This window comes from Enterobacter sp. A8, from assembly GCF_004296595.1.
Taxonomy (GTDB): Bacteria; Pseudomonadota; Gammaproteobacteria; order Enterobacterales; family Enterobacteriaceae; genus Enterobacter; species Enterobacter cloacae.
Genome location: NZ_SCMF01000004.1, coordinates 238937 through 254558, shown reverse-complemented (window position 1 = coordinate 254558; position 15622 = coordinate 238937). Strand labels below are relative to the sequence as shown.

General features: G+C 55.0%; 17 protein-coding genes. 13 read left to right on the top strand and 4 right to left on the bottom strand.

The annotated features are described in order from the left end of the window. Positions 1–38 precede the first annotated feature (38 nt). The gene (locus EQV24_RS16885) at positions 39–497 is read left to right on the top strand and encodes a YbaK/EbsC family protein (protein WP_013095474.1); all 459 of its coding nucleotides are present in this window, start codon (positions 39–41) and stop codon (positions 495–497) included. A 42-nt stretch (positions 498–539) separates the two neighbouring features. On the opposite strand, the gene bglJ is transcribed toward EQV24_RS16885, so the two are convergent. Both bglJ and EQV24_RS16875 read right to left on the bottom strand, forming a co-directional pair. After that, positions 540–1175: a DNA-binding transcriptional activator BglJ gene (gene bglJ / locus EQV24_RS16880; protein ID WP_130626895.1), complete on the bottom strand. Its 636-nt coding sequence runs from the start codon at positions 1173–1175 to the stop codon at positions 540–542. Next, on the bottom strand, positions 1172–1909 hold the full coding sequence (locus EQV24_RS16875) for a LuxR C-terminal-related transcriptional regulator (protein ID WP_020688833.1): 738 nt from the start codon (positions 1907–1909) through the stop codon (positions 1172–1174). The genes bglJ and EQV24_RS16875 overlap by 4 nt, the downstream gene beginning before the upstream one ends. Positions 1910–2321: 412 nt before the next feature. Between EQV24_RS16875 and EQV24_RS16870 the strand changes: the two genes are divergently transcribed. From EQV24_RS16870 to EQV24_RS16825, 10 genes are all read left to right on the top strand, one after another. Then, complete coding sequence (locus tag EQV24_RS16870; RefSeq protein ID WP_029882175.1) at positions 2322–3098, top strand: threonine/serine exporter ThrE family protein; 777 nt, start codon at positions 2322–2324, stop codon at positions 3096–3098. Continuing rightward, positions 3089–3562 (top strand): threonine/serine exporter, encoded by a 474-nt coding sequence (locus EQV24_RS16865; RefSeq protein WP_013095466.1) that lies wholly within the window; start codon positions 3089–3091, stop codon positions 3560–3562. The genes EQV24_RS16870 and EQV24_RS16865 overlap by 10 nt, the downstream gene beginning before the upstream one ends. Positions 3563–3629: 67 nt before the next feature. Next, positions 3630–4271: a TetR family transcriptional regulator gene (locus EQV24_RS16860; RefSeq protein ID WP_045902512.1), complete on the top strand. Its 642-nt coding sequence runs from the start codon at positions 3630–3632 to the stop codon at positions 4269–4271. Between the two features lie 41 nt (positions 4272–4312). Continuing rightward, positions 4313–4765 (top strand): MarR family transcriptional regulator, encoded by a 453-nt coding sequence (locus EQV24_RS16855; RefSeq protein WP_013095464.1) that lies wholly within the window; start codon positions 4313–4315, stop codon positions 4763–4765. An 84-nt stretch (positions 4766–4849) separates the two neighbouring features. Then, positions 4850–5278, top strand: coding sequence for an organic hydroperoxide resistance protein (locus tag EQV24_RS16850; RefSeq protein ID WP_013095463.1), 429 nt, complete (start codon positions 4850–4852; stop codon positions 5276–5278). A gap of 148 nt (positions 5279–5426) precedes the next feature. Then, a complete protein-coding gene (dnaT, locus tag EQV24_RS16845) occupies positions 5427–5972 on the top strand; it encodes a primosomal protein DnaT (protein ID WP_014830554.1) in 546 nt (181 codons plus the stop codon). Next, positions 5969–6706 carry a DNA replication protein DnaC gene (dnaC, locus tag EQV24_RS16840; RefSeq protein WP_023620778.1) on the top strand — a complete coding sequence of 246 codons (738 nt, stop codon included), beginning with the start codon at positions 5969–5971 and terminating at the stop codon, positions 6704–6706. Before dnaT ends, dnaC begins: the two co-directional genes overlap by 4 nt. Positions 6707–6789: 83 nt before the next feature. Then, complete coding sequence (locus tag EQV24_RS16835) at positions 6790–7272, top strand: DUF2501 domain-containing protein (RefSeq protein ID WP_013095460.1); 483 nt, start codon at positions 6790–6792, stop codon at positions 7270–7272. Between the two features lie 270 nt (positions 7273–7542). Next, positions 7543–9834 (top strand): phosphatidylglycerol--membrane-oligosaccharide glycerophosphotransferase, encoded by a 2292-nt coding sequence (gene opgB / locus EQV24_RS16830; protein WP_130626864.1) that lies wholly within the window; start codon positions 7543–7545, stop codon positions 9832–9834. Then, positions 9834–10352 carry a GNAT family N-acetyltransferase gene (locus EQV24_RS16825; protein ID WP_130626863.1) on the top strand — a complete coding sequence of 173 codons (519 nt, stop codon included), beginning with the start codon at positions 9834–9836 and terminating at the stop codon, positions 10350–10352. The genes opgB and EQV24_RS16825 overlap by 1 nt, the downstream gene beginning before the upstream one ends. A gap of 72 nt (positions 10353–10424) precedes the next feature. Here the strand turns inward: EQV24_RS16825 and tsr are convergent, their stop codons facing one another. Together tsr and hpaR are read right to left on the bottom strand one after the other, a co-directional pair. Further along, positions 10425–12089 (bottom strand): methyl-accepting chemotaxis protein, encoded by a 1665-nt coding sequence (gene tsr / locus EQV24_RS16820; protein WP_029882181.1) that lies wholly within the window; start codon positions 12087–12089, stop codon positions 10425–10427. Positions 12090–12172: 83 nt separating this feature from the next. Continuing rightward, the gene (gene hpaR, locus EQV24_RS16815) at positions 12173–12613 is read right to left on the bottom strand and encodes a homoprotocatechuate degradation operon regulator HpaR (protein ID WP_013095456.1); all 441 of its coding nucleotides are present in this window, start codon (positions 12611–12613) and stop codon (positions 12173–12175) included. Positions 12614–12881: 268 nt separating this feature from the next. Here hpaR and hpaG point away from each other — a divergent pair, with 268 nt between their 5' ends. Then, positions 12882–14159 carry a 4-hydroxyphenylacetate degradation bifunctional isomerase/decarboxylase gene (gene hpaG, locus EQV24_RS16810; RefSeq protein WP_048970790.1) on the top strand — a complete coding sequence of 426 codons (1278 nt, stop codon included), beginning with the start codon at positions 12882–12884 and terminating at the stop codon, positions 14157–14159. After that, positions 14156–15622, top strand: a complete 1467-nt coding sequence (gene hpaE, locus EQV24_RS16805) for a 5-carboxymethyl-2-hydroxymuconate semialdehyde dehydrogenase (protein ID WP_013095454.1) — start codon at positions 14156–14158, stop codon at positions 15620–15622. Before hpaG ends, hpaE begins: the two co-directional genes overlap by 4 nt.

The following is a 15622-nucleotide window of genomic DNA, read 5'->3' as shown; positions in this document are numbered from 1 at the left end:
TATGACAGATTACGCAGGATATTTGTCAGGAGGAAACAATGAGTTTGCAGTCTGTACAGCAGTTTTTTGCCGACAACGCGCCGGATATAGAAATCATTGAACTGAGTCAGAGTACCGCGACCGTTGCGCTGGCTGCTGCCGCTCATCGCGTTGAGCCGGGACAAATCGCCAAGACGTTATCGCTAAAAGTAAAAAATGAGGTGATTCTGGTAGTGGCGAAAGGCGATGCGCGTCTGGACAACAAAAAACTGAAAGATACCTTTGGTGCAAAAGCGCGCATGCTCAGTAGTGATGAAGTGGTGACGATTACAGGCCATCCCGTCGGGGGAGTCTGTCCGTTCGGGCTGGAAAACCCACTTTCTGTTTACTGCGATATTTCGTTAAAACAGTACGCGGAAGTGCTGCCCGCTGCAGGTGCCATCCACAGCGCCGTACGCATTTCTCCAGACCGGATGGCTGAGCTGACGTCCGCAAAGTGGGTCGATGTATGCATTTAATTGATGTGCCAGAATGTATCTGGCGTATCAAAAAATCACCGATTATAAAAATGCCGGCGAGCCCGACACCGAACAGCGCATGTCTCTTGCCGGAAGATGGGTAAGAATATCCGCCGCATCAAGCAACCCTACGTCAGAATTCACCCCCAGTTTCACCATCGCATTAAACTTGTGCGCGCGGATGGTTTTAATATTGCGTTCAAGTTGTGTCGCGATTTCAGGAATGGAAAACCCGAAAGACATATACCGCAATATCGCCCGCTCCGTTGGGCTTAACAATCTGTTTTGATTGACATACCAGTGGCTTAGCATATTGTCATTGATATGATGCGTCTCTCTCAATAGCACCACCAGCTCCTCCTGCAGGTGGCTCAGCGGTACCGATTTACTCACAATGCCATGCAGACGAGAAGGCGACAGATGGCTTATCAGGCGCGCTTCCATGTCATCAGACGCAAGTACAATTCGCTGAATATCGCTATGGGTGAAAGCGAGATCCCGCAGGGAAGCCAGGCAGTTACGACGCTCTTCACGCGCATCCGAGAGCGAATAGATCACCGAGAAAAAAGAGATGTTGGTCAGCGCCTTTTTAAAGCTTTCGAACTGACTGAAGAGGTGCAGTCGATAATGGCTGAGCATCGGCATCGCAAAAAGATGCTGCAGCCCAACGGCACTCATTGTGCAATTTTCGATGACAGCGATATGTCCTGGTGTATCGGTTTTTTCCATTCCTCATACTCTCCATAGGCTGACATTAAACTCAGCTCTCTCATTCCCTGTGCACTGTTAATCCAGGCGTACATATCGGCATTGCTGCGCAGCGACAACCGTCGCATCGCACTGTTTTTCTGCGCACTGATCGTTTTGTTGCTCTTCTTGAGCAAGGTAGCAATTTGGTTAATTCCCCAGCCCTTACCTAGCAGGCGTAACACTTTGCGTTCAGAGTGGGTCAGCGCAACAAACGGTTCGTCTTCGGTTTCCGCCTCGGCGGGTTCAGGAGACAATAACGTCTGGCTTATCCGCTCCGCCCGCTCGCTACCTGCACGAATAGCATTAATCACGCCTTCAATCGGTTCCATTTCAGAAAGCAACGTGCTTTCCGGGCGCATAAGCAGTTCCACTGCAATGGGATAAAGGGGACGAGAGACCATAAAAATCCAGTGAATATCCCGGTATTGGTTCAGTAAGTTGTAATATTCTTCTAACGTTCCCCGGGGTTTCCTGTATTCACCTGAAATATCAGCAATAATGACATTAGCCCGGCGAAGCTGAAGTAACGTTAACTCCTGCAGCGAACGACAATAAGTCAATTCAAATTCTGGGAAATGGTTTGCCATAACGCTGCCTAACCCGTTTTGCATAACGGGTACCCTGCTAATAACTACGCCATGTTTACCATTCAATGACAACATAGACCCTCCGTGTCCATTTTTCATTTGATGAGTAGCGTCTAAACGCATCAAGATTTATGTTTTTTCGTCCCTGAGTGTAGACTGATTAATACAAGCAGAAGATGAGATATGTTCTTAGCTTAAGAAAGGCCTAAAACAACGCTAATATCTCACAAAGCGCAATTAAATTTAATTGCAAGAGCATTAAAATAATGAAAATATAAAATAAGAATAACTTAATATAAATATTCTATATTTCTACTCATATAAATTCATCGCATTTATATTTAAACCTCATTCTCTTTCGCGAACCGGGCTGCAACTGTTTGCAGGAATCTTGATCTGACCCAGAGCAAGGGATACCGCACTCTGTGCTAAAAGTAAGCATCAGGGGCCAACAGGCAAGCGACTCACCAACACTTCGGGACACTACATGCAGGCAGAAATATCGATGCAGCGTGCCACCACGCGGCTGTGTATTCAGTGCGGACTTTTCCTGCTCCAGCACGGGGCGGAAAGCGCCCTGGTCGAGGAGCTTTCGACGCGTCTGGGGCTGGCATTGGGGATGGATAGCGTCGAAAGCGCGATTTCATCGAACGCTATCGTGCTGACCACCATCAAAGATGGCCAGTGCCTCACCTCTACCCGTAAAAACCACGACCGCGGCATTAATATGCATGTGGTAACCGAAGTGCAGCACATCGTCATTCTGGCTGAACATAAGCTACTCGACCTGAAAGAGATAGAAAAACGGTTCAACCAAATTAAACCCCTACGTTATCCGCGCTGGCTGGTGGTGTTGATGGTGGGGTTATCGTGCGCCTGTTTTTGTAAGCTCAATAAAGGGGGCTGGGACGGCGCGTTCGTGACCTTCTGCGCCAGCAGCATCGCCATGTATGTACGCCAGGTACTGACGCACCGGCAGTTGCACCCACAAATTAACTTCTGCATCACCGCGTTTGTTGCCACCACGGTGTCGGGGCTGCTGCTGCGCCTGCCACAGTTTGCCAACACACCCACCATCGCCATGGCCGCCAGCGTGCTCCTGCTGGTTCCGGGCTTCCCGCTGATTAACGCCGTTGCCGATATGTTTAAAGGGCACATCAATACCGGTCTGGCGCGCTGGGCGATTGCCAGCCTGCTTACGCTGGCAACCTGTATCGGCGTAGTGATGGCCATGACGCTGTGGGGGTTACGCGGATGGGCGTGATAACGTTTCTGCTGGCACTGATGCAGGACATGATCCTGGCCGCCATTCCCGCCGTCGGCTTTGCGATGGTCTTCAACGTCCCGCAGCGCGCTTTGCCATGGTGTGCGCTGCTGGGCGCCATCGGTCATGGCTCGAGAATGATCATGATGACCGCTGGTTTTAACATCGAGTGGTCAACTTTTATGGCCTCCATGCTGGTCGGCAGCATTGGTATTCAGTGGTCGCGCTGGTATCTGGCGCACCCTAAGGTGTTCACCGTCGCGGCCGTCATCCCGATGTTCCCCGGCATTTCAGCCTATACGGCCATGATTTCAGCGGTAAAAATCAGCCACTTTGGCTACACCGAGCCACAAATGATCCTGCTTCTGAGCAACTTTCTTAAGGCCTCATCTATTGTTGGCGCACTCTCGATCGGGTTGTCGATCCCGGGACTGTGGCTTTACCGCAAACGCCCGCGCGTTTGATGTTTGTGTTATTTCGCTGCCATGGGGATAATCTTTCTATTCCGTTTAGTGACGATAAGGAAAGGATGTGGCAAACCCTGGCAGCGAACTCCCGGAGCACAGTGAAGAATCCAGCCTGAAGGAAAAAATCTTTCAGAGCGCTATCGCCCTTTTTGCCGAATATGGGTTGAACGGCGCCCGCATGGAGCAGATCGCAGAGAAAGCAGGCACCACTAAACGGATGGTGGTTTACCATTTTAAGAACAAAGAAAATCTTTACCTTCTCGTTCTTGAGTACGTCTACACCCGGATCCGCGCCAGTGAAAAAGCGCTCAGCCTTGCAGACATACCGCCGGTTGAAGCGCTGGTGCACCTGGTGGAAGCCACCTTTGACTACCACGCAGACCACCCGGATTACATTCGTATTATCTGCATGGAGAACATGCAGCGTGGTCGCTTTATGCAGCAATCCAGCTACCTGCGCCAGGTCAACCGCAGCGCGCTCGATCTGCTCGACGATATCCTGCGGCGCGGAAAAGAAAAGCAGCTGTTCAGCCAGTCTGTTGACCCGCGGGATCTTCACCGCCTGATCAGCAGCTTCAGCTTCCACTATGTTGCCAACAGCTACACCTTTACGCTGCTGTTTGAAGAGGGAGCAGACGAGCAGTCTCAGCGCCAGCACTACCGGAAAATGGCCGTTCAGGTGGCGCTTCGTTATACCTGTCCATAAAATTGCTTGCAATTATATCGCGCACTATCTATATTCAACTCATGAACGCAAAAACGAACGACACCACCAACGCGCTTCTGCTGGATAACCAGCTCTGTTTTGCCCTCTATTCGGCAAACCTGGCGCTTAACAAGCTGTACCGGCAACTGCTGGCGCCGCTTAACCTGACCTACCCGCAATACCTGGTGATGCTGGTACTGTGGGAGCAGGATGACATTACGGTGTCGGACATCGGTGAGCGGCTGTTTCTTGACTCTGCCACCCTGACGCCGCTGTTGAAGCGTCTGGAAAGCGCCGGGCTGATCAACCGTCAGCGTTCGCGTAAAGACGAACGCCAGGTTGCCGTCACGCTGAGCGATGCGGGACGTGAGCTGCAGCAGCAGGCCTCCGGGATCCCTCACGCGGTGGGATGCGCAGCGCAATGTGACACTGACACCATGCTGGCACTCAAGCAGCAGCTTGAACTTTTGCGACATCAGTTACATCACGCGTAAGGCTATACTTTACGCGTATTTATTTACCCAAATACATCGTGTGCTATTTAATAGCACACACCAACGTAAGATGAGGAACCTGCCATGTCTTTAGAAAAAGTTGTCTACACTGCCAAAGCAAAAGCGACCGGAGGCCGTGACGGCCGCGCAACCTCTTCCGATGGCGTCCTGGACGTCAAACTGGGTGTGCCAAAAGAGATGGGCGGCATGGGGGGCGAAGTGACCAACCCTGAACAGCTGTTTGCTGCCGGCTACTCTGCCTGTTTCCTGGGGGCGATGAAATTTGTGGCTGCGCGCGACAAATTTACGCTGCCAAAAGAGGCCTTCATTGAAGGTGAAGTGGGCATTGGTCCACTGCCAACCGGTTTTGGTATCGAAGCCAAACTGAACATTCACGTTGAAGGCATGGATCCTGCAGAAGCCAAAAAACTGGTGGATGCGGCGCACATTGTGTGCCCGTACTCTAACGCGACCCGCGGCAACATCGACGTGACCCTGAATATCATCGCGTGATAAATGCCTGATGGCGCTGCGCTTATCAGGCCTACGACTGTAGCCCCGGTAAGCGCAGCGCCACCGGGGAAATCCCCTCCATTCCCTCATCCTCTCTGTGCTACCATAAGCCCATATCACGCCCGTAGTAATCAGTAGAGAAAGCGTTATGTCCTCCAGAATTCTGACCACCAGCATTGCTGGTATTGATGCCTTTATGCGCGATCCCCGCGGTGTGTTGACGCACGCCGAAGGCGGCACGCTTGCAGTGTTGGCCGACAACGCCCCGGCGTTTTACGCCCTCACCCCGGAGCGTCTGGCGCAGCTTCTGGAGATAGAAGCGCGGTTGTCGCGCCCGGCAAGTGACGTCACGCTCGATAACCAGTTCTTTGAAGAGCCGGGTAACGCCCCCGTCACGGTACCGATGGGGAAATTTGCCCTGTACGCGGGCTGGCATCCGGATGTGGATTTTCAGCGGCAGGCGGCATTGTGGGGCATTGCGCTGACGCAACCGGCTACCCCTGAGGAGCTTGCCGCCTTTATTGCCTGGTGGCAGGCAGAAGGCAAAGTCTTTACCCACATTCAGTGGCAGCAAAAGCTCGCCCGCCATCTGCAAATTAACCGCGCCAGCAATAACGGCCAGCCAAAACGCGATATCAACGCTTTTTCAGAACCGGATAAACAGATCCCTAATGGATTCCGAGGTGCGAAATGAAAAACGTCGGCGACCTGATGAAACGACTGCAAAAGATGATGCCAGCCAATGTGAAGCCTGCCTTCACAACGGGTGAAGAACTTCTGGCGTGGCAAAAAGAACAGGGTGAGATCCGCGCTGCCGCCCTCGCCCGTGAAAACCGGGCGATGAAAATGCAGCGTACCTTTAACCGCTCCGGTATTCGCCCCCTGCATCAGAACTGCTCATTCGATAACTATAAAATTGAGACCCACGGGCAGATGAACGCCCTGGCCGCCGCCCGGCAGTACGTGGACGAATTCGACGGCAACATCGCCAGCTTTATCTTCAGCGGTAAGCCCGGTACCGGTAAAAACCACCTGGCCGCCGCCATCTGCAACGAACTGCTTCTGCGCGGGAAATCGGTGTTAATCATTACCGTGGCCGATATCATGTCTGCCATGAAAGATACCTTCAGCAACCGTGAAACCAGCGAAGAGCAGCTGCTTAACGATCTGAGCAATGTGGATTTGCTGGTTATTGACGAGATTGGTGTTCAAACCGAATCCCGCTATGAAAAGGTGATCATTAACCAGATTGTCGATCGCCGCTCTTCTTCCAAGCGTCCCACCGGCATGCTGACCAACCACAATATCGACGAGATGACCCGCTTACTGGGCGAGCGCGTGATGGATCGCATGAAGCTGGGCAACAGCCTCTACGTCATCTTTGACTGGGAAAGCTATCGCAGCCGCGTCACCGGTAAAGAGTATTAAGACAGTTCCATGAATCGCCGCCGGAGCGGAGGTATATACTGGACCCCTTCCGGCCCAAAACGGACCTTTTTGAGAAAGCCATTATGAAAAAACAGATTCTTTTCAGCACACTTTTAGGCGCCCTGCTGGTCACCGGCATGGCCCATGCCGCGTCATGGCAGGAGTCCCTCTCCAGCGCCGCCAGCGAACTCACCAAAGAGAGCGGCAGCACTCAGGGCGGGCTGTCAGCCTCTTCCCTCACCAGCCTGCTGGGCAATAGCTCCCAGAGTCTGAGTGCCGGCACCATGAACAACGCAGCAGGCATCCTGGAATACTGTGCGAAGCAAAAGCTGGCTTCCGTGACTGATGCGCAAAATGTGAAAAACCAGGTGCTCGGTAAGCTGGGTCTGGACACCCAGGAGCAGAAAGCCGACACCAACTACATGGACGGCATTCAGGGTCTGCTGAACGCGCAAAATGGTCAGCAGCTGAATCTGAGCACCCTTGGCAACTCATCTCTGGCGAAACAGGTGAAAACCAAAGCCTGCGATCTGGTGCTGAAACAAGGCGTTAATTTCATCTCCTGATTGGCCCCATTTCCTGCCACAACACGCCGCGTTTAATACGTTAGTCTTGCAACGCGGCGTGAAACCGGCATTTTCCCCTTCTGCCCTCGTCTCAGCATCCGTACAACAGGATGCGACCGCCTTCAAAAAAACGATTTTCTAAACCAATTCCTAACAACGGCACACTTTCGTGACACTAAAATTGCAGCTTAGCGACATCACCATTACATTGTATTACCCAAAAAATAATCAATTAGCCAGCGAAGCATCTGGCGTCATGAGGATATGCTGTTGTCAGAGTTAATGTCCCTTGCCCTTTTTCTGGCCTCCATCGGCGTTTACGCCTGGAAAGCTGGCCGTAACACCTGGTGGTTTATCGCCACGCTGGTGGTGCTCGGCATTTTTATTGTTTTAAACATTACGCTCTACGCCAGCGATTACTTTACCGGAGACGGGATAAACGATGCGGTGGTCTACACCCTGACCAATAGCCTGACGGGCGCAGGCGTGGGTAAGTATATTCTCCCCGGTCTGGGCCTGGTGCTGGCGCTGGTGACCATTTTTGGCGCGCTCGCCTGGGTGCTGCGCCGCCGCCGTCATCTTCCGCACCATCATGGCTACAGCCTGCTGGCGCTTTTCCTTGCGCTGGCCTCCGTGGATGCCAGCCCGGCATTTCATCAGATCACCGAGCTGGTGAAATCCCAGTCGCGCGACGGTGACCCGGATTTCGTGGCGTACTATAAAGAGCCATCGAAAACGATAGCCAACCCGAAGCTTAATCTGGTGTACATCTACGGCGAGAGTCTGGAGAGGACCTATTTCGATAACGACGCCTTCCCGAACCTGACGCCGGATCTGGGCGCGCTGAAAAACGAAGGCCTCGACTTCAGTCACACCATGCAGCTGCCCGGCACCGACTACACCATTGCCGGAATGGTCGCCTCCCAGTGCGGCATTCCTCTGTTTGCCCCCTTTGAAGGCAACGCCTCAGCTTCAATGTCGAGCTTCTTCCCGCAGAATATCTGCCTGGGCGACATCCTGAAAAACTCCGGTTACGAGAACTATTTTGTCCAGGGGGCCAACCTGCGCTTTGCCGGGAAAGATGTGTTCCTGAAATCACACGGGTTTGATCATTTGTACGGCTCAGAAGAGTTAAAAACGACCGTCGCCGATCCCACTTACCGCAACGACTGGGGCTTCTACGACGATACCGTACTGGAGGAGACCTGGAAAAAATTCGAAGAACTGTCCCGCGCCGGGAAACGCTTCTCCCTCTTTGCCCTGACGGTAGATACTCACCATCCTGACGGTTTCGTCTCGCGCACCTGCAAGCGCAAACGCTACGACATTGACGGCAAAGATAATAAATCCTTCAGCGCCGTCACCTGTAGCCAGGAACATATCGCCGCCCTTGTTCAGAAAATCAAAACCTCACCCTGGTTCAAAAACACGGTGATCGTGGTCTCTTCAGACCATCTGGCGATGAAAAACAGCGCGTGGGATCAGCTGAACAAACAGGATCGCAGCAACCTGTTCTTCGTTCTGCGCGGCGACAAACCGCAGCAGGAGGTGATCGCCACCAAACGAAATTCGATGGATAACGGCGCCACGGTGCTGGATATCCTTGGCGGTGACAACTTTATTGGCCTGGGCCGCAGCACGCTGTCGGGACAATCGCTGTCCGAAGTGTTCCTCAACATGAAGGAAAAAATCCTCGCCTGGAAGCCGGATATCATTCGTCTGTGGAACTTCCCGAAAGAGATGAAAGACTTCACTATCGATCAGGATAAAAAAACGATCGCCTTCTCAGGCAGCCACTTCCGGCTGCCGCTGCTGCTGCGCGTGTCGGATAACCGCGTTGAGCCGCTGCCTGAAAGCGAATACTCGGCGCCGCTGCGCTTCCAGCTGGCGGAGTTTGCCCCGCGAGATAACTTTGTCTGGGTCGATAAGTGCTACAAAATGGGCCAGCTCTGGTCGCCGCCGCTGGCGCTGTCGACGGACTGGTGCGTCTCTCAGGGGCAGCTTGGCGGGGAGCAAACCGTGCAGCACGTGGACAAGCCAGTATGGAAGGGCAAAACCGCCTTCAGGGATACGGTTATCGATACCGCCCGCTATCAGCGCAACATTGATATGCTGAAAATCGTCGACAACGATATTCGCTATAAAGCCGACAGCTTTATCTTCAACGTCGCCGGTGCGCCGGAAGAGGTTAAACAGTTCAGCGGTATCTCTCGTCCGGAGTCCTGGGGTCGCTGGTCCAACGCACAGCTGGGCAATGAAGTAAAAATTGAGTATGCCCACCCCTTGCCGCAGAAATTCGACCTGGTGATCACCGCCAAAGCGTATGGCGCTAATGCTAACCGCCCTGTTCCGGTACGGGTGGGCGACAGCGAGCAGACGCTGACCCTTGGCAACGAAGTCAGCACCACCACGCTGCATTTCGATAATCCTTCACGGAGTAATACCCTGGTGATTGTGCCGCCAGAGCCGCAATCCACCAATGAAGGCAATATTCTCGGCCACTCACCGCGCGAGCTCGGGATTGGCATGGTCGAAATTAAAATCGTGGGTAACGCAGGCTAATGCGTGTCGGCCTTAACATCACCGTTCGCCCAACACGCCCCGGTGACGTCACCGCCCTGCCCGCCATAGAACGCGCAGCGGGCGAGCGTTTCCGGGATTACCCGGAACTCGCCTGGCTTGCAGAGGGCGAGGTCATTTCCGCTGAGCAGCATCTCGACTACGCCGAACGCGGACTGAGCTGGCTGGCGCTGGCCAACGACCAGCCGGTCGGTTTTATCCTCGCAGAATTGCACGTTTCGTCGCTGTTCATCGTGGAGCTTTCGGTGCATCTGGACTGGCAGGGAAAAGGGATCGGCCGACGGCTCATCGCCTGTGTCGCTGACCAGGCCCGCAAAAGGGGGCTGGCATCGCTGACGCTGACAACCTTCCGGGACGTGCCGTGGAATGCGCCGTTCTATGCGCGGCTGGGGTTTGAAATGATAACGACGCTGACGCCTGAACTGCGTGAAAAACGCGAAGAAGAGATGGCGCACGGTTTAGCGTATGACGCTCGCTGTGCCATGCGCCTGCCTCTGTAATATCGTCCGACGGCGCACCGTCATTGCGTAGGCCGGGTAAGGCGTAGCCGCCACCCGGCACCACATACGGCGTTAGAAGGTTTCCCAGTTATCGCCCGCATCCGCGGTCGCCGGTTTACGCATCACCACCGGTGCAGCAACGCTTTTGGCTGCGGCAAACTCACGTGCTTTCATCTGCTCCTGCTGAATACGGAACACCGCGACGGCCTGCGTCAGGCGGCTCGCCTGCTCTTCCAGCGCCGCAGCGGCAGCAGCAGACTCTTCCACCAGCGAGGCGTTCTGCTGAGTCACGCGATCCATCTCCGCCACCGCCAGACCAACCTGATCGATACCGCGGCTCTGCTCATCAGAGGCAGAGGCGATTTCGCCCATGATATCGGTCACGCGGGTCACCGCATTAACGATTTCACCCATCGTTTCACCGGCGCTTTCCACCAGCGTTGAGCCCACTTCCACACGACCGACGGAGTCTTCAATCAGGCTCTTGATCTCACGGGCAGCCTGGGCACTGCGCTGGGCCAGGTTACGTACTTCACCTGCCACGACGGCGAATCCGCGACCCTGCTCACCCGCACGTGCAGCTTCAACCGCCGCGTTCAGTGCCAGAATGTTGGTCTGGAAGGCAATACCGTCAATCACGCTGATAATATCGGCGATTTTCTGCGAACTGCCCGCGATGTCGCGCATGGTTTGCACCACGTTATCCACCACTTTCCCGCCCTTCTGTGCGGTTTCAGACGCACTCAGCGCCAGGTTGCTCGCCTGGCGGGCATTTTCGGCGTTCTGCTTCACGGTCGCCGTCAACTGCTCCATGCTGGCAGCGGTCTCTTCCAGGGAAGCGGCCTGCTGTTCAGTACGGGAAGAGAGATCGTTATTGCCCATCGCGATTTCGCTCGCGCCGCTGTAGATGGCGTTTGCGCCGTTACGCACGTCACCAACGGTACGCACCAGTTCGCTCTGCATATGACGCAGCGAGTCGGCCAGTTCACCCATCTCGTTAGCGCCTTCCACTTCAATGCGCTTCACCAGATCGCCGCTGGCGATATGGCGGATGTTGTCGATGAGACGGGTCAGCGGAGAGATCAGCGCCTGCTTGATACCCAGCCACACGCCCACGATGACCACCAGCACAACGATCAGCACGCTGATCAGCACCCAGATCGCCTGGCTGTAAGAGCTGTTGCTGTTTTCCACCGCCATCTGATACAGCTTGTCGTTCTGCAGCAGGTAGTTCACATACTGCTTCTCAAAACCATCCTGATAGCTCTGGGTAGGCTGATCGAAGAAAGCGTTAATTTTGCCTGCCCCCAGCAGTTGAATCAGCTCCGCCAGCGCGCCGTGATAAATATCGTAGTTACGCTTAATTTCCATCGCTTCAGCGTCGCTCTGACGCGGATCGCGCGGCAGGGCTTCGTAGGCGGCCCAGTTTTTTTCCGCCTGTTTCAGTGACACAGAGGCAATTTGCATCAGATCGTTCACGGTCGCGCCGCTGCCGATATTGTTCTGATCCATCATGTAGCGGATGCCCGCGCGGTTCAGGGTGTTACGGGTTTGCAGCAACGCCACCCAGCTGGCGTTCAGCGTGGATTGTTGCTGGCGAATGGTTTGCAGGACGGTGAAATTCTCTTTGTCATGCTTCAGGGCATTGAAGAAAAGGCCACCGGAGGTCAGTTGTAAAAGGCCAAATATCGCTAGAACCAGCATTAAGCTGGTGACAATCTTGATACGGTTTAACATGTTTTCTCTTCCTTCAGACAGATACAGAATTTTCGGCCTGGAAAGGGAAAACTTTACGAAAATCATCCTTTAATTTGTGGTTTTTACTCTTCGTCACGCGCTGCGTTATGGCGGTTTCCCAGCGCGATAAACTCCTCAAGCAGCGCCGTCAGCTGTTTCATCTTCTCCGGCGTATATTCCGCCTCTATTTGCTGGTACGCCTCTTCCACCTGCGCCTGAGCGTGCTCGTACAGCGCGTTGCCCTCTTTGGTCAGCGACACGTACAGTTTGCGCTGGTCATTGACCGGTTTTAAGCGCAGCACCAGACCGTCGCGCTCCATGCGCGTCAGAATGCCCGTCAGGCTCGGGCGCAATATGCAGGTCCGAAACGCCAGATCGTGAAAATCCATCGAGGGATGTTCAGCCAGCACTCGCACAATGCGCCACTGCTGCTCGGTCAGGTTATGCCGCTTCACAATTGGTCGGAAGTAGGACATTGCCGCTTCCCGCGCCTGCAACAGGGCGATAGTTAAAGAATCATGCATAGCCACTCCCGCTTATTGTTAACAAGTAAACAATTCAAAATCGCTGTTCTAATCAACCGCTTTTTGACCATCGAAAAGTCTAACAGAAACAACAGCACTTTATTAACACGATGATAAATATATCATTTCAAACGAAAATGTAAATTTATTGTTATTCATATCACAAATATTTCACTTCTGATTGCGAAATAATCAGCAAAAGCATAAAACCAGATCATTAATATATTAACAAAATCAACACCGGCGTTCCGGCCTGAGGAGTATGTCAATGAAAGGTACCGTTTTTGCCGTGGCGCTGAACCACCAAAGCCAGCGCGACGCCTGGGCTGAGGCGTTTGAAAAAGCCCCCTACAACACCCCGCCAAAAACCGCGGTGTGGTTTATCAAGCCACACAACACGGTGATCCGCGCAGGTGAACCCATCCCGTTCCCGCAGGGTGAGACGGTGCTGAGCGGCGCAACCGTCGCGCTGGTGGTGGGCAAAACGGCCAGCAAAGTTCGCGTCGAGGATGCGGCGGCCTACATCGCCGGATACGCGCTGGCCAACGAGGTAAGCCTGCCGGAAGAGAGCTTTTATCGCCCGGCAATCAAAGCCAAATGCCGGGACGGGTTTTGTCCGCTGGGTGAGCTGGTCGCCGTCGACAACGTGGATAACCTGACTATCATCACCGAAATCAACGGCCGCGAAGCGGACCACTGGAACACCGCCGGGCTACAGCGCAACGCCGCCGAACTGCTGAGCGCCCTGAGCGAGTTCGCGACCCTGAATCCGGGCGATGCGATCTTGCTCGGCACACCGCAAAGCCGCGTCGAGATCCGCCCGGGCGATCGGGTACGCATTCTGGCGGAAGGGTTCCCGGCACTGGAAAACCCGGTGGTGGATGAACGCGACGTGGCGATGGCTCAGGGCGCGCACCCTCACCCCACGCTGTTCGCCCTCGGCCTGAACTACGCCGATCACGCCAGCGAGTTGGCATTCACGCCACCGACCGAGCCGCTGGTGTTTATCAAAGCGCCCAATACCTTCAACGGCGACAACCAGACCTCGGTACGCCCGGACAACGTTGAGTACATGCACTACGAGGCGGAGCTGGTGGTGGTCATCGGCAAAACCGCGCGTAAGGTCAGTGAAGCCGAGGCGATGGATTTTGTTGCGGGCTACACGGTCTGTAACGACTACGCCATTCGCGACTATCTCGAAAATTACTACCGCCCGAATCTGCGGGTCAAAAGCCGCGACGGGTTAACCCCCATCAGCCCCAACATCGTGCCAAAAGCAGCCATTCCCGATCCGCATAACTTAACCCTGCGCACCTTCGTCAACGGTGAATTACGTCAGGAAGGGACCACGGCGGATCTGATCTTCAGCATCCCATACCTGATTGCATACCTGAGCGAATTCATGACTCTGCAGCCGGGCGACATGATCGCCACCGGCACGCCAAAAGGACTGTCCGACGTGGTACCGGGGGATGAAGTGGTGGTGGAAGTGGAAGGCGTGGGTCGCCTGGTAAACCGGATTGTGAGTGAGGAGACGGTAAAATGAAAAAGATTAACCACTGGATCAACGGCAAAAACGTGGCGGGAAGCGACTACTTCCACACCACCAACCCGGCCTCCGGCGAGGTGCTGGCAGAAGTCGCCGCCGGCGGGGAAGCGGAAATCCATCAGGCCGTGGCGGCAGCAAAAGAGGCTTTCCCAAAGTGGGCCAACCTGCCGATGAAAGAGCGTGCGCGTCTGATGCGTCGCCTGGGCGATCTGATTGATCAGAACGTGCCGGACATTGCCGCGATGGAAACCGCCGACACCGGCCTGCCCATCCACCAGACCAAAAACGTGCTTATCCCGCGCGCCTCGCACAACTTTGAGTTCTTCGCCGAAGTGTGCCAGCAGATGAACGGCAAAACCTACCCGGTTGACGACAAGATGCTGAACTACACCCTGGTGCAGCCGGTGGGCGTCTGCGCGCTGGTGTCGCCGTGGAACGTGCCGTTTATGACCGCTACCTGGAAGGTCGCCCCTTGTCTGGCGCTGGGGAATACCGCCGTGCTGAAGATGTCTGAACTCTCGCCGCTGACCGCCGACCGTCTGGGCGAACTGGCGCTGGAGGCGGGGATTCCGGCGGGCGTGCTGAACGTGGTGCAGGGCTACGGCGCCACGGCAGGCGATGCGCTGGTGCGCCATCACGACGTGCGGGCCGTCTCCTTCACCGGCGGCACCGCCACCGGGCGCAATATCATGAAAAACGCCGGGCTGAAGAAATACTCCATGGAGCTGGGCGGCAAATCCCCGGTGCTGATTTTTGAAGATGCCGACATTGAGCGCGCGCTGGACGCCGCCCTGTTCACCATCTTCTCCATCAACGGCGAGCGCTGCACCGCGGGCTCGCGCATTTTCATCCAGCAGAGCATCTACCCGGAATTCGTCAAACGCTTCGCCGAGCGCGCCAACCGCCTGCGCGTGGGCGATCCGACCGATCCGAACACCCAGATTGGCGCACTGATTAGCCAACAGCACTGGGAGAAAGTCTCCGGCTATATCCGCCTGGGCATTGAGGAGGGCGCGACCCTGCTGGCGGGCGGCCCGGACAAACCGGCCGACCTGCCTGCGCACCTGAAAGGCGGTAACTTCCTGCGCCCGACGGTGCTGGCGGATGTCGACAACCGCATGCGCGTGGCGCAGGAGGAGATCTTCGGCCCGGTAGCATGCCTGCTGCCGTTCAAGGATGAAGCGGAAGGGCTACGCCTGGCCAACGACGTGGAGTACGGCCTGGCGTCGTACATCTGGACCCAGGACGTCAGCAAAGTGCTGCGTCTGGCGCGCAATATCGAAGCGGGCATGGTGTTCGTGAATACCCAGAACGTGCGCGATCTGCGCCAGCCGTTTGGCGGCGTGAAGGCCTCCGGCACCGGGCGCGAAGGCGGCGAGTACAGCTTTGAGGTGTTCGCGGAGATGAAGAACGTCTGCATCTCCATGGGCGACCATCCGATTCCAAAATGGGGGATCTAA